This is a genomic window from Desulfobacterales bacterium (assembly GCA_030066985.1).
Lineage (GTDB): Bacteria > Desulfobacterota > Desulfobacteria > Desulfobacterales > JAHEIW01 > JAHEIW01.
Genome location: JASJAN010000039.1, coordinates 1 through 15,277, shown reverse-complemented (window position 1 = coordinate 15,277; position 15,277 = coordinate 1). Strand labels below are relative to the sequence as shown.

The window sequence follows — 15,277 nt, the reverse complement described above, 5'->3', positions numbered from 1 at the left end:
GTAGCGATTGAGGCGGAGCTGATCACCCCGATTGCGATGGAAAAAGAGCTGCGTTTTGCGGTGCGTGAAGGCGGTCGTACCGTTGGTGCCGGTGTGGTCAGCGATATTATCGAATAACGCCATAGGAGTCGAACGGTGAGAATAATCGTTACCCTTGCATGTACGGAATGCAAAAGAAGAAACTATACAACCACAAAAAACAAGCGGACAACGCCTGATAAACTGGAATTCAACAAATATTGTCGCTTTTGTCGCAAGCATACACCACACCGGGAGACCAAATAACCACTTCCGGATAGCATCGGCTGAAACACGATTGTTGAATTTACGCATAAATGGAGGCTTCGGCAAACCGTTCGTATCGCCAAAGCTCGTTTTTGATGAACCAATTCCAATTTAAGGATGCAGGCCAGTAGCTCTAACGGTAGAGCATCGGACTCCAAATCCGGCGGTTGGGGGTTCGAATCCCTCCTGGCCTGCCATCTCCTTATTTAAAGGCTCAGGGTTTGAAGGTCAGGGAACGTTGGGATTCCTCATATCTTTGACGCTTTGAGCTTTAAGCATTTTAGGAGTAATATGGGACGCCTACAACGCAAAAAAACTTCTGGCGCCAAGAAAAAGAAGAAGAAATCAGCCGCATCCGCAGCATCTAAAAAGAGTCAGCAAGCCGCTGAGGTGAGCGGAAAGGTAAAAGCCCGCGCAACTAAGCGAAGTAAAGAAACCCAGGTGACAAAAACGCTTGCCGCCAAAAAACCATCTCAGGTGACCAGTACTGCGGCTGCGAAACCAAAAACAAATTTTCTGCAATCGGCGATTCAGTTTTTACGAGAGGTTAAGATAGAGCTTAAAAAAGTGACCTGGCCATCGCGCAAACAAACGATCGGCTCGACAGCGGTTGTGATTGTGTTGGTCTTAATCATTTCACTTTTTCTCGGATTCGTTGATATCGGCTTATCCAATCTGATCCGTGTCGTCTTGCAATAAAACGAGGAGGCAAACGATTGGCGCTAAAATGGTATATCATCCACGTATATTCAGGCTTTGAAAACAAAGTCAAAGTCAGTTTGGAAGAACGCATCGCCTCATCTCAACATGCGGATAAATTCGGAGAGGTTGTTGTACCAACCGAAGAGATTGTTGAATTGGTTAAAGGCAAACGCAAAACATCGGCACGTAAGTTTTATCCGGGCTATATTCTGGTGCAGATGGATCTAAACGACGAAACCTGGCATATCGTTAATGATACAGCCAAGGTTACGGGGTTTTTGGGCGGTCGACGCAAACCAACGCCAATTTCTGAGGAAGAAGCAGCGCGAATTTTAAATCGTATGGAAGCTGGCAAGCTTAAACCGCAACCAAAGTATTTTTTTGAATCCGGAGATGAGGTTCGAGTTATCGATGGGCCTTTCACTAATTTTAATGGGACGGTTCAGGAAGTCAATCCTGAAAAGGGTAAGATTAAAGTACTGGTCAGCATTTTTGGTCGTTCGACACCGGTTGAGTTGGAGTTTGTCCAGGTCCAAAAACTGTGACCCGGTTTGGGTTAAAACCCAAACCGGAGTTATTCGTTATTTGTTATTGGTTATTCGTAAAAGCGAAAGCGACGCGTGTTTAAATATCATCAAACATCAAATCCTAATAACGAATAACAAATAACTATTAACAACTAACTGAAGTAGGTAAAAACAAATGGCAAAAAAAGTATTGGCAATGATCAAATTGCAGGTAGAAGCTGGTAAAGCCAATCCATCGCCACCCATTGGTCCTGCCCTGGGGCAACATGGCGTCAATATTATGGATTTTTGCAAAGCCTTTAACGCCAAAACCGCCGATGAAGAAGGCATGATTATACCGGTTGTTATCACCGTTTATCAGGATCGGTCTTTTACATTTATCACCAAAACGCCGCCAGCGGCAGTTTTGCTGAAGAAGGCGGCGCAAATTGCAAAAGGTGCCGCAGACCCTAAACGCGAACTCGTTGGGTCTGTGACACGCCAGCAAGTCGAAGAGATAGCAAAATTAAAAATGGTTGACTTAAACGCCAATGATCTGGACGCGGCCTGCAAAATTATTGCAGGCACCGCAAGAAGTATGGGCATAGAAGTTAGCTAAAAATACCGTTGTTCGGTGCGGTTGCAAAGCGGATACGCCAGGGCGAATCCAACGGCAATCAGCACCTGTAACGTGACTGAGGGAGATATTTAGAAAGATGCCGAAACGGGGGAAAAAATATCTAGATTCCAAGAAAAAAATCGAATCAGAAGGTGTCAGCAACTTCAATGATGCCGTGCAGATGACCTTGGATACAGCGTATGCCAAGTTTGATGAAACAGTTGATTTGGCTGTAAAGCTGGGCGTTGATCCCAGGCATGCTGATCAGATGGTCCGGGGCAGCGTGGTCTTGCCCCATGGAACCGGCAAGGATATCAAGGTGTTGGTCTTTGCAAAGGGCGAAAAAGAAACAGAGGCTTCCGATGCCGGAGCTGATTTCGTCGGCAATGACGATTTGATTGAAAAAATTAAAGGTGGCTGGTTTGGCTTCGACAAAGCCGTTGCCACACCGGATATGATGGGCGCGGTTGGAAAGATCGGAAAATTGCTGGGACCTCGCGGACTGATGCCAAATGCCAAAAGCGGGACGGTTACGTTTGAGGTCGCTCGGGCTATCGAGGATCTTAAGGCCGGAAAGATTGACTTCAGAGTTGAAAAAGCAGGCATCGTGCATGCGCCGATGGGAAAAGTATCCTTCGGTGTTGACAAGATTGTGCAGAACATGGCTGCATTTTTCGATACCATTATGCGCCTTAAACCGGCTTCCAGTAAAGGGACTTACCTTAAAGGTATTGCCATCTCGACGACCATGGGGCCGGGTGTTAAGATCGATGCGGCCCTGGTTAAGGACCTGTTAAAATAACAAAGCGTGTAAACCTGATTCGGTGATTTTATTTGAGCGGCATATGAGCGTCGCCAGCGGCGCTTGATATAAATATCATCTGTCAAAGACCGTAGGTTCACAAACATGGCATCCAGCTGTGGTTGTGTTTAATCGGCACTGCCGGCCTGCCGAGACAGTTGTGAGATTCCCGTTTCTGGACAGCATTGAGCCGTGCAGAAACTTGCTATCGACAATTGCAACTCGGCAATATGAACTCCTCCGGTTTTGTCAGAAAAATGGAAAGGGGGTGTAATATAACTCGTGAATTTAGAAGAGAAAAAACGCATTGCGCAGGATCTAAATGAACGCTTTTCAAAGGCTGCAGCTGTATTCGTAACCGATTACAAGGGATTAGATGTCGCTGCCATTAATGATCTACGTCGTAAACTCTCTGCGGAAGAAGTGGAGTACCAAGTCGCTAAAAATTCGCTTCTGATCAGAGCTTCGGAAGGCACGGATGTGGCTTTGGTCAAGGATACCTTTAAAGGCCCCAATGCTGTGGCATTGAGTTATGGCGATCCGGTTTCACCGGCAAAGGTATTAACCGACTTTGCAAAAGACAATGATGTGTTTGATATCAAAGTCGGGGTCTTGGATGGCGCGGTTTTGGACAGCAGTCAGATAACAGCGCTTGCGGCTTTGCCGTCGAAGGAAGCTTTATTGGGCATGTTCGTTTCAGCCATGAACAGTGTGCCAGCTGGCTTTGTCAGAACGCTCGCAGAAATTCCGCGACAATTGATCAATGTTTTACAGGCGCTCAAGGGGCAAAAAGAAGCAGCCTAAACGTCTCAACGTAAAAACCATCACCTCGTGATGGCGTAATTTAAACTGGAGGAAAAAATGGCGAAAGAAAGTATTACGAAAGAAGATGTAATTGAATTTGTGGCAAATATGTCAGTTCTTGAGCTCAGTGAGCTGGTTAAAGAAATGGAGGAAAAATTTGGTGTGTCTGCAGCGGCACCGGTGGCCATGGTGGCTCCGGGGGCAGCGGCGGGCGAGGCCGCGGCTGCAGAAGAAAAGACCGAATTTGATGTCATTATAACTGCCGCTGGCGACAAGAAAATTGCGGTCATCAAAGAAGTTCGGGCCATCACTGGACTGGGATTAAAAGATGCCAAGGCATTGGTTGACGAAGTTCCCAAACCGGTCAAAGAAGGTGTGCCCAAAGAAGAAGCTGAAAAAGTTAAAGCACAGCTTGAAGAAGCAGGTGCCCAGGTGGAGGTTAAGTAGATTCACCTGAACTCATTGGGCAAGGAGGGGCCCATCGCAAACGGTGATGGCCCCCTTGCTCGGTGCCGGCAAAATGCCTGTTGATTCTAATCACTTAAAACAGCAAATCATAACCCCAACCAACAGTGGAGATGCCATGTCAAAAAGTTCTTTGGCACCAAAACGGATTCGGAAAAATTTTGGAAAGATAAAACAGATCGTGGGAATTCCTGATCTTATCGGGATGCAGCGCGAGTCTTTTCAACGGCTCCTGCAGATGGACATTCCTCCCGAAAAAAGGGAAGAAATCGGATTGCAGACCGTGTTTAAGTCTGTTTTTCCGATTAAAGATTTTACCGGTAGTGCATCCCTTGAATTTGTATCTTACCGATTCGGTGAGGTTAAACACAGCATTGAGGAATGCGTTCACCGGGGTATGACTTACGAGATACCGATTCGGATTACCGTGCGTTTGGTGGTCTATGAAATTGATAATGATACCGGTGTTTCAAATATCCGCGACATCAAGGAACAGGAAATATACTTTGGTACGATCCCCTTAATGACTGAAAAAGGAACATTCATTATAAACGGGACCGAACGCGTTGTTGTCAGCCAGCTGCACCGATCATCCGGTGTGTTTTTTGACCACGACAAAGGTAAAAGCCATTCCAGCGGAAAAATTATCTACAGCTCTCGAATTATACCGGTTCGGGGCTCCTGGATTGACATGGAAGTCGATCCAAAAGATATTGTCCATATTCGCATCGACCGCAGGCGCAAGTTTCCGGTCACGTTGCTGTTTAAAGCGTTTGGTTACACTACCGAAGATCTTCTCAACTACTACTATCAAACTGAAAAGATCTTTGTTAAAGGCAAACGTTATTTTAAAGAATTCAACGAAGAATTTCTAAAAGGCAAAAGAGCGAGCAAGGATGTGCGTGACGCCAAAAGCGGAGACGTCATAGTTAAAAAAGGCCGTGTGTTTACCATTAAGGCGATTAAACGCCTCAAATCTCTACGGACCAAGATGATTCCCATCAACGTGGAGGAGATTGTCGATCGTGCTTTTGCCGCAACCATTGTTGATCCGAATGGCGGAGAGCCGCTCGCAAAAGTTACTGAAATTGTCGAAGAAGATACATTGACCAAGCTCAGTGAAAATGGCATCACCGAATTTGATTTGTTGTATGTCGATTCGGCCAACAATAGCGACTCGATTCGCAAGACGCTGTTGCTGGACAAGGTTGAAACCAAAGAAGAAGCACTGATTGAAATCTATCGGCGGTTGCGACCCGGCAATCCGGCGACACCAGAGGTGGCACAGGATTTTATCGATAATTTGTTTTTCAGGTCTACCTATTACGACCTTTCCGGTGTTGGGCGGCTAAAAATCAATCAGCGTCTGGGTATCGGAAGTGAAATCAATTTAAATATTTTGCGCAAAGAAGATATTTTGCTGACGGCTAAAGCATTGGTCCAATTGCGGGATACGCAGGGCGTTGTGGATGATATTGACCATTTGGGTAACCGTCGGGTTCGCGCCGTTGGTGAATTGCTTGAAAATCAATATCGAATCGGCCTGGTGCGAATGGAGCGTGCTATCAAAGAACGCATGAGCCTTCAAGAAGTTGATGCGCTTATGCCGCACGATCTGGTAAATCCCAAGCCCGTATCAGCGGTGGTAAAAGAATTTTTTGGCACCAGCCAATTATCACAGTTTATGGATCAAACCAATCCGCTTTCTGAGACAACCCACAAGCGGCGACTCAGCGCACTAGGGCCCGGGGGCCTTACCCGTGAGCGAGCCGGTTTTGAGGTCCGCGATGTCCACCCTTCACATTATGGCCGCATTTGCCCCATCGAAACCCCGGAGGGGCCAAATATCGGTTTGATTGTATCCCTGAGCACCTATGCGCGCGTGAACCCCTATGGTTTCATCGAGACGCCTTACCGAGTTGTCAACTCCGCCAAGGTCTCCGAAGAAGTCAAATTTTTGGATGCATTTGAGGAAAAAGATCATCCTATCGCTCAGGCCAACGCACCCATTGATAATAGGGGTGCTTACGTAAACCCCCTGGTTACCAGTCGTGTTGCCGGCGAATTTATGATGGTCGAAAAGCAAAAAATTGACTTAATGGACATTTCACCCAATCAGCTGGTGAGTGTTTCGGCCTCATTGATTCCTTTTTTGGAAAACGATGACGCCAACAGGGCACTGATGGGTTCCAACATGCAACGTCAGGCAGTGCCGCTGCTGATTAACTCTGCACCGCTGGTCGGAACCGGAATCGAAGGGGTGGTAGCCCGGGATTCCGGAGTTGCTGTGGTGGCCAAACGCGATGCTGAAGTGGCTCATGTTGATGCTTCCCGGATCGTCCTAAAGCATCATCCGGCGGGGAAACCTTCAGGAAAAGATGTCACGATTTATAACCTTTCCAAATTCATACGATCCAATCAAAATACCTGTTTTAACCATCGTCCGATTGTGCGCAAAGGCGAATGGGTTGAAGCTGGGCAGATCATAGCTGATGGCCCTGCAACCGATCAAGGTGAGCTGGCCTTGGGCAAGAATGTTACCGTGGCCTTTATGCCCTGGGGCGGATACAACTTTGAAGATTCGATTTTGGTGAGTGAAAGATTGGTGCGCGATGGCGTCTACACCTCTGTTCATATTGAAGAATTTGAAGTCGTCGCCCGAGACACAAAGTTGGGCAAAGAAGAAATCACGCGAGATATTCCCAATGTCGGTGAAGAAGCTTTAAAAAATCTGGATGACAGCGGAATTATTCATCTAGGCGCTGAAGTTCAGCAAGGGGATATACTGGTTGGGAAAATCACTCCCAAAGGTGAGACCCAGCTTTCACCAGAAGAAAAACTGCTGCGGGCTATCTTCGGAGAAAAGGCCGGGGATGTCAAAGATACTTCTCTGCGAGTGCCGCCGGGGGTCCAGGGTATCGTAATCGATGCCAAAGTTTTCTCCAGACGCGGCATTGATAAGGACGACCGAACACGCCTGATCGAAGACGAAGAAATTGCATCACTGGAAAAGGACCGTGACGATGAACTGGCGGTGATTGAAGAGGTCGTTCGCACCCAGTTGGCCGACTTGCTAATCGGCAAAAAGGCTATGGCTGCTTTGAAGAAAGGCCGCAAGGTTTACGTTGAGAATGGCGCCAAACTATCAGCCGATATTTTGGTCCAGATTCCGCTGGCCCAGCTGGAAGGACTTGTCCTCAAAGATCTCAAAGTCAGCCAGCAAGTACATGAGATCCTGGAACGCTACCGTGATCAACGCGAACTCTGCCGGCTGGCCTTCGAACAGCAGGTTAGTCGCTACGAAAAAGGAGATGATCTTCCACCGGGTGTCATCAAAATGGTTAAAGTTTATGTCGCCATGAAACGCAAACTGTCGGTGGGCGACAAAATGGCCGGTCGTCACGGCAACAAAGGCGTTGTATCCCGTATTTTGCCGATTGAGGATCTGCCTTATTTTGAAGACGGCGCTCCAGTCGACATGGTGCTTAATCCGTTGGGAGTCCCATCGCGTATGAATGTCGGCCAGATTTTGGAAATTCATTTGGGCCTGGCCGCCAAGGGGCTTGGCGATCAACTCAATGCGTTGGTGCATGATCAAAAAGTCAAAGCATTACGCGATAAAATGAAGAAGATTTTTGCCGTACCGTTACAGCGCAAAGCAATCGACAGTTTGAATGAAAAGCAGCTGTTCGATTTCGCGCGCTTCTATAAAGAAGGGGTTCATATGGCGACTCCGGTTTTTGACGGTGCTAAAGAAGATGAAATCAAAGCGTTGCTAAAGGAAGCCGGACTGGATGAAAGTGGCCAGGCCATCCTCTACGATGGCCGCAGTGGCGAGCCTTTTGATGACAAGGTCACTGTGGGGACGATGTACGTGATGAAGCTGCATCATCTTGTTGACGACAAAATTCATGCGCGCTCGATCGGCCCCTATTCGCTGGTGACGCAACAACCGTTAGGCGGCAAAGCCCAGTTTGGCGGGCAGCGCCTCGGAGAAATGGAAGTCTGGGCTATGGAAGCCTATGGCGCCGCATATGCGCTACAGGAATTTTTAACCGTGAAATCCGATGACATGGCTGGCCGGACGCGGATGTACGAAAAAATCGTCAAAGGTCAAAATGTTCTCGAGCCTGGGATTCCTGAATCTTTCCGGGTCATGACCAAGGAATTGCAAGCCCTTGGGTTGGATATAGCGCTCCTGGAAGAAAGCGAGTTGGAAGCCAAAAGGTCATAATAGTTTTTTAGAAATCTTGGCGGGGTAGATTTTAAACTCAACCCAAACCTATAGGAATACGCAATGGAAACTCTTTACGATTTTTTTGCCAAACCGACTGATCCAAGAAAATATTTCGGTATTCGAATTGCGCTGGCTTCGCCGGAGCAAATTCGCAAATGGTCGCATGGTGAGATTAAAAAGCCGGAAACGATTAACTACCGCACATTTAAACCTGAGCGCGATGGGCTCTTTTGTGCCAAAATTTTCGGCCCAACCAAAGATTATGAGTGCAATTGCGGTAAATATAAACGCATGAAGCATCGAGGTGTTATTTGCGAAAAGTGCGGCGTAGAGGTTATCCAGTCCAAAGTGCGACGTGAGCGAATGGCACATATTGAGCTGGCGACACCGGTCTCGCATATCTGGTTTTTAAAAAGCCTGCCAAGCAAGATTGGCAACCTGCTGGATTTAACCTTAAAGAACATGGAAAAAGTTCTTTATTTTGACAGTTATATCGTGCTGGATCCCAAGAACACAGCGTTGACCAAAGGCCAATTGCTTTCGGATGAAAAATATATGGAGGCGCTGGAAGAATATGGCCCGAAGTTTGAAGCTGGTATCGGTGCTGAGGCGGTTCAAACCTTGTTGCAAAACATTAATCTGGAGGAGCTTTATACTGAGCTTAAGGCAGATATCAAAGCCACGGGTTCCGTTGCCAAGCGGCAGAAACTGTCCAAGCGACTGAAAATTGTAGATGCCTTTCGCAAATCAGGCGTTGATCCGATCTGGATGATTATGGATGTGATTCCAGTCCTACCACCTGATTTAAGACCTCTGGTCCCGTTAGAGGGCGGCCGCTTTGCAACCTCCGACCTCAATGATCTGTATCGACGCGTGATTAATCGCAACAATCGCTTAAAACGCCTGATTGATCTTAAAGCTCCTGAAATTATCGTGCGCAATGAAAAACGCATGCTGCAAGAATCCGTCGATGTCCTGTTTGATAACGGACGCCATGGCCGCGTGATCACCGGCACCAATAAACGGCCTTTAAAGTCTTTAAGCGACACCCTAAAAGGAAAGCAGGGCCGATTTCGACAAAACTTGCTGGGTAAACGCGTGGATTATTCCGGGCGTACCGTTATTACCGTGGGTCCGGATTTGCGTTTGCACCAGTGTGGTTTACCGAAAAAGATGGCCCTCGAGCTGTTTAAGCCGTTTGTCTATTTTCGATTAGAGCAAAAAGGGCTTGTCTCTACGGTTAAAAGCGCCAAGAAAATGGTGGAACGTGAAATTCCGGAAGTCTGGGACACACTCGATGAGGTGGTCAAAGAATATCCGGTTCTGCTGAATCGTGCACCCACACTGCACCGGTTGGGTATTCAGGCTTTTGAGCCCATTTTGATCGAGGGTAAAGCCATTCAGCTGCATCCGCTTGTCTGTACAGCCTTCAACGCAGACTTTGACGGTGATCAGATGGCGGTCCATGTGCCGCTATCAGTCGAATCTCAGATCGAGGCCCGCGTGTTAATGCTTTCCAGCAATAATATTCTTTCACCGGCCAATGGAAGCCCCATTATCGTGCCGAGTCAGGATATTGTTTTGGGCACATACTACATGACCCGGGGCGTAGACAAACGCAAAGGTGAAGGCAAGATCTTTGCGAATGTGGATGAGGTTCAAACGGCCTTTGATGCCAAAGAAGTTGATTTGCACGCCAAAATCACAGTGCGTATGCATGGTCAGCGCTATGAGACAACTGTTGGGCGGGTTCTTTTGTGGGAAATTATTCCCCAGGTGGATATCCTGGAGTTAGGCCATATCCAGGTCGACACTGAAGAGACTGCCGCTGAGGTTATCACACACATCAATGCCGGCCGAAAGTTCGCCAATCTGGTCAAAAAATATTCACAAAGTCCGGATAAACAAGATAAAGGGCTGATCGGGAAACTGAGCTTTAATGAATTTCGCAGCGTATTTGCCTGTCGCGAAGCCGATATCGAAGCTTTGTTCTCCTTAAAAGCTGGCAATACCAGTGACATCATATTTGCCGATAATGCCTATCATATTTTTGAGATTATCTCCAAAGAGCCCGCCATCCCATTTGATATTGTCAATGATGTGATGGATAAAAAGATGCTGCGTCAGTTGGTGGATTATGTCTATCGGAATCTGGGCGCCAAAGCCACTGTCATTCTTTCCGATCGACTCAAGGATGTCGGTTATAAATACTCTACCCAGGGCGGCCTATCGATCGCAATTGACGACATGATCATTCCCTCAGCCAAATGGGATATTTTGAAAAAAGCGGAAGGGCAGGTCGCTGAGATTGGACGTCAGTACACCGAGGGTCTTATTACCCAGGGAGAAAAATACAACAAAGTCGTCGATATTTGGGCCAAAGCAACCGATGATGTCGCCAATGAAATGATGGAGGCAATGAAATTGGAGCGTGCCGTTGACCAAGGCGGCAAACCGGCCGCGAAAAAGGCCCCAAAGCCGGTTTATGCTGAAAGCTTCAATCCTATCTTTATGATGGCGGATTCGGGCGCACGTGGCAGCAAGGATCAGATGCGACAGCTTGCCGGAATGCGCGGATTGATGGCCAAACCTTCGGGTGAAATTATTGAAACACCCATCAGCGCCAATTTCCGCGAGGGCCTGTCTGTGCTTCAATACTTCATCTCTACGCACGGTGCACGCAAAGGTCTGGCAGATACGGCCCTTAAAACAGCCAATTCCGGTTATCTGACACGCCGCCTTGCTGATGTTGCTCAGGATTGTGTGGTCAACGAGCGTGATTGCGGCACCACCTTAGGCGTTGAAGTGGAACCGTTGATGGAAGGTGGTGAGATCATTCAACGGCTGGGTGAACGAATTTTAGGGCGAACACTGCTGGAAGATATTCATGATCCGTATACCGATGAAGTTGTCGCCAAAAATGGAGATGATATTGATGAAGCTGCGGTCAAAGCCATAGAAGAAACCGGCATCACCAATATCAAGATTCGCTCTGTTTTAACCTGCAAGGCCCAAAGAGGTGTGTGCAGCAAATGTTACGGCCGCGATCTGGCGCATGGACGGCCCGTAGAAATCGGGCAGGCTGTTGGGATCCTGGCCGCTCAGTCCATCGGGGAGCCCGGCACCCAGTTGACCATGCGCACATTTCACATCGGTGGTACCGCCAGTCGGCGGGTGGAGCAGGCCGATATTCGAGCGCGCACGGACGGAACCATTAAATATGTTGATCTGAATGTCGCTAACAATTCTGAAGGTCAGTTGGTGGTCATGAACCGACGCGGTGGTAAGTTTACCATTATCAGCAAAACCGGACGTGAACTGGAAACCTTTCCGGTTATCTACGGGGCGCACATCAAGGTCAAAGATCGCGGCAAAGTAAAAGCCGGTGACCTGCTGGCGACCTGGGATCCGTTTACCACTCCGATTATTGCCGAGGTTAACGGCACCGTAAAGTTTGGTGATATTCTCGCAGGACAAACCATGCAGGAAAAGGTTGACCCGATCACCGGAAAATCCAGTAAAACCATTATCGAGTCCAGGAGCGGCGATGAGCGGCCGCGCATATCCATTAAGGATAAAGACAGCAAAACCGCCAAACTGCCTGGATCATCGGCCATGGCTCGCTATATTCTGCCTGTCAATGCCATTTTGCTCGTTGAGGAGACCGATCCGGTTAAAGCCGGCGATGTAGTTGCCAAACTGCCCAGGGCCACCACCAAAACCAAAGATATTACCGGCGGTTTGCCTCGAGTGGCCGAGCTTTTTGAAGTTCGTAAGCCCAAAGAAGTTGCGGTTCTAAGTGAGATTGATGGCTATGTGTCGATTGCCAAAAGCACCAAAAAGGGCAAACAAAGAGTGACCATTTCACCGGTCGATGTGGGTGATAAGAAGGAATACCTGATCCCAAGGGGCAAACATATTAATGTGTATGAAGGTGATTACATCCGCGCCGGTGAACCACTCATTGGCGGCTCCGCCGTACCGCAGGACATCTTAAGCATCAAAGGCGAGGTCGCCCTTGCGCGATATCTGGTTGATGAAGTGCAAGAGGTTTATCGACTGCAGGGTGTGCGCATCAACGATAAACATATTGAAGTCATCGTGCGGCAGATGATGCGACGCGTAAAAATACTCAATGTGGGTGATACTGATTTTGTTACCGAAGAGCAGGTCGATCGCATCAAGTTTGAACAAACCAATAAAGCGGTCATTGAAAAAGGCGGCAAACCGGCGACTGCCGAGCCTTTGATTCTGGGCATCACCAAAGCCTCGTTGAGTACCGACAGCTTTATCTCAGCCGCTTCATTCCAGGAAACGACCAAAGTCCTGACAGATGCCAGTGTCGCTGGTGCGGTCGACGATTTGCGCGGACTGAAGGAAAACGTCATCATGGGGCGGCTGATACCAGCCGGAACCGGTTTGAAGGATTACGGTGACGTTTCGGTCGAAATGAGCGAAAATCCCTAACCGCTGCAGCAGCTTTTTTTTAAGCGGTTTTTTTAACAAAATGCTTGACAATACAGCGTTTCCTGTATAAATACGGTCATTTTACCAGATTCGTAATTTTATCAGATAAAAAGGATAACGAATAAAGAGGATAACGAATGCCAACGATTAACCAACTTGTTCGCAAAGGCCGTAAAACGGTCAAACAGAAAGTAACCACACCGGCGCTCAAAGGTGCGCCCCAAAAGCGCGGTGTGTGCACACGGGTATATACGTCGACTCCTAAAAAGCCGAATTCGGCCTTGCGCAAGGTCGCGCGTGTGCGATTGACGACCGGCGTTGAAGTCACCGCCTATATACCGGGGATCGGTCACAATCTACAGGAGCATTCAGTGGTTTTGGTGCGTGGCGGGCGCGTCAAAGATTTACCCGGTGTTCGTTATCATATTGTACGTGGGACCTTGGACACGCTTGGGGTTGAAGACCGCAAACAGGGCCGCTCCAAGTACGGTGCCAAAAAACCCAAGTAACGTTAGTTATTGGTTTATAGTTATTTGTTATTCGTTGTATTCTGATAGGATAACATCCTTATATCTAATAACTAATAACAAATAACCAATAACGATTTTCAGGAGAGTATATGCCAAGACGTAGAGAAATTCCGGAACGCGCTACAACGCCGGATTCCAAATATAGCAGTGTTTTAGTCGCCAAGTTTGTCAATTGTATTATGCGTGATGGGAAAAAGAGCGTAGCTGAGTCAACCTTGTACAACGCGCTGGATGTCATCGGTGAAAAGACGAACGAACCTCCGCTGAAAATGTTTGAGCAAGCTGTGGATAATGTGCGACCTCTGATTGAAGTTAAGTCCCGGCGCGTGGGAGGTTCAACGTATCAGGTTCCAACCGAAATTCGTCCCTCCCGCAGAACCGCTTTGGGCATTCGATGGATTATTACTTATGCTCGCCAGCGTCCGGAGAAAGGCATGGCCAATAAGCTGGCCGCGGAGTTACTGGATGCAGCCAACAAAAGAGGCGCTTCGGTAAAGAAAAAGGAAGACACCCATAAAATGGCTGAAGCCAACAAGGCTTTTGCCCATTTCCGCTGGTAAGCAGAAACCCAACTCACCATGGGCCAATTGCATAGCAATGCACAACATTGACGGTGTGCTATGCACCTCGCCCGTGCATGTTTAACTGATGAGAGGATGAGAAGATGTCGAAGGAGAAGTTTGAGCGAACCAAGCCGCATGTAAATGTGGGGACCATCGGGCACATTGATCATGGTAAGACAACCCTGACAGCGGCGATCACCAAGCATTTGGGCCAAAAAGGCTTGGCGGATTTTATACCGTTTGATCAAATTGACAAAGCGCCTGAGGAAAAAGAGCGCGGGATTACCATTGCCACCGCGCATGTGGAGTATGAGACCGACAATCGGCATTATGCGCACGTGGATTGTCCGGGTCATGCGGACTACATTAAGAACATGATCACCGGCGCAGCGCAGATGGACGGCGCGATATTGGTGGTGGGCGCCGATGATGGTCCGATGCCCCAGACCCGTGAGCACATTTTGTTGGCGCGTCAGGTGGGTGTGCCGCGGATTGTGGTATTTTTAAACAAAACCGACATGGTCGATGATGAGGAGTTGATTGAGCTGGTGGAGTTGGAGTTGCGGGAGTTATTGGACAAGTATGAATTTCCCGGCGATGATACGCCCATTATCAAGGGTTCGGCGCTTAAGGCCTTGGAGTCCGATGATTCTGACGGTGAAGAGGCCAAGTGTGTATTTGAGTTAATGGATGCTATTGATTCGTATGTGCCGGAGCCTGAGCGCGATGTGGACAAGCCGTTTTTGATGCCGATAGAGGATGTATTTAGCATATCGGGTCGGGGTACGGTGGTCACGGGTCGAGTGGAGCGCGGTATCATCCATGTGGGCGATGATGTGGAGATTGTGGGGATCCGTCCGACGCTAAAGACGGTGTGCACGGGAGTGGAGATGTTTCGCAAGCTTTTGGATGAGGGTCGTGCGGGTGACAACATCGGTGTGTTGTTACGCGGCACCAAGCGCGATGAGGTTGAGCGCGGTCAAGTGGTGGCGATTCCGGGCACGATCACGCCGCACACCAAGTTCAAGGCTGAGGTGTATATATTAAGCAAGGAAGAAGGGGGGCGTCACACGCCGTTTTTCAGTGGCTATCGGCCGCAGTTTTATTTTCGCACCACCGATGTGACAGGGATATTGACGTTGCCTGAGGGTGTGGAGATGGTGATGCCGGGTGACAATGTAGCGATTGAGGCGGAGCTGATCACCCCGATTGCGATGGAAAAAGAGCTGCGTTTTGCGGTGCGTGAAGGCGGTCGTACCGTTGGTGCCGGTGTGGTCAGCGATATTATCGAATAACG

13 protein-coding genes and 1 tRNA gene are annotated in these 15,277 nt (G+C 48.3%); all 14 read left to right on the top strand.

Annotation, left to right across the window (positions count from 1 at the left end):
* Positions 1 to 117, top strand: a 117-nt coding sequence (locus QNJ26_17865) for a hypothetical protein (protein MDJ0987411.1), incomplete at its 5' end; no start/stop codon positions are given.
* Positions 118 to 135: 18 nt separating this feature from the next.
* Positions 136 to 285, top strand: coding sequence for a 50S ribosomal protein L33 (rpmG, locus tag QNJ26_17860; GenBank protein ID MDJ0987410.1), 150 nt, complete (start codon positions 136 to 138; stop codon positions 283 to 285).
* A 121-nt stretch (positions 286 to 406) separates the two neighbouring features.
* Positions 407 to 482, top strand: a tRNA-Trp gene (locus QNJ26_17855).
* A 67-nt stretch (positions 483 to 549) separates the two neighbouring features.
* Positions 550 to 984: a preprotein translocase subunit SecE gene (gene secE / locus QNJ26_17850; protein ID MDJ0987409.1), complete on the top strand. Its 435-nt coding sequence runs from the start codon at positions 550 to 552 to the stop codon at positions 982 to 984.
* Between the two features lie 17 nt (positions 985 to 1,001).
* The gene (nusG, locus tag QNJ26_17845; GenBank protein ID MDJ0987408.1) at positions 1,002 to 1,532 is read left to right on the top strand and encodes a transcription termination/antitermination protein NusG; all 531 of its coding nucleotides are present in this window, start codon (positions 1,002 to 1,004) and stop codon (positions 1,530 to 1,532) included.
* A 157-nt stretch (positions 1,533 to 1,689) separates the two neighbouring features.
* On the top strand, positions 1,690 to 2,112 hold the full coding sequence (gene rplK, locus QNJ26_17840) for a 50S ribosomal protein L11 (GenBank protein ID MDJ0987407.1): 423 nt from the start codon (positions 1,690 to 1,692) through the stop codon (positions 2,110 to 2,112).
* A gap of 97 nt (positions 2,113 to 2,209) precedes the next feature.
* Entirely contained in the window at positions 2,210 to 2,914 is a 705-nt protein-coding gene (rplA, locus tag QNJ26_17835) for a 50S ribosomal protein L1 (protein MDJ0987406.1), read from the top strand.
* Positions 2,915 to 3,196: 282 nt separating this feature from the next.
* Positions 3,197 to 3,718 carry a 50S ribosomal protein L10 gene (rplJ, locus tag QNJ26_17830; protein MDJ0987405.1) on the top strand — a complete coding sequence of 174 codons (522 nt, stop codon included), beginning with the start codon at positions 3,197 to 3,199 and terminating at the stop codon, positions 3,716 to 3,718.
* Between the two features lie 57 nt (positions 3,719 to 3,775).
* Complete coding sequence (rplL, locus tag QNJ26_17825) at positions 3,776 to 4,165, top strand: 50S ribosomal protein L7/L12 (protein MDJ0987404.1); 390 nt, start codon at positions 3,776 to 3,778, stop codon at positions 4,163 to 4,165.
* 136 nt (positions 4,166 to 4,301) lie between these two features.
* Positions 4,302 to 8,417, top strand: a complete 4,116-nt coding sequence (gene rpoB / locus QNJ26_17820; protein MDJ0987403.1) for a DNA-directed RNA polymerase subunit beta — start codon at positions 4,302 to 4,304, stop codon at positions 8,415 to 8,417.
* A gap of 63 nt (positions 8,418 to 8,480) precedes the next feature.
* The gene (rpoC, locus tag QNJ26_17815; protein ID MDJ0987402.1) at positions 8,481 to 12,887 is read left to right on the top strand and encodes a DNA-directed RNA polymerase subunit beta'; all 4,407 of its coding nucleotides are present in this window, start codon (positions 8,481 to 8,483) and stop codon (positions 12,885 to 12,887) included.
* Between the two features lie 137 nt (positions 12,888 to 13,024).
* Positions 13,025 to 13,396: a 30S ribosomal protein S12 gene (rpsL, locus tag QNJ26_17810; GenBank protein ID MDJ0987401.1), complete on the top strand. Its 372-nt coding sequence runs from the start codon at positions 13,025 to 13,027 to the stop codon at positions 13,394 to 13,396.
* Between the two features lie 110 nt (positions 13,397 to 13,506).
* Entirely contained in the window at positions 13,507 to 13,977 is a 471-nt protein-coding gene (rpsG, locus tag QNJ26_17805; GenBank protein MDJ0987400.1) for a 30S ribosomal protein S7, read from the top strand.
* A gap of 104 nt (positions 13,978 to 14,081) precedes the next feature.
* Complete coding sequence (tuf, locus tag QNJ26_17800; protein MDJ0987399.1) at positions 14,082 to 15,275, top strand: elongation factor Tu; 1,194 nt, start codon at positions 14,082 to 14,084, stop codon at positions 15,273 to 15,275.
* Positions 15,276 to 15,277: the final 2 nt, after the last annotated feature.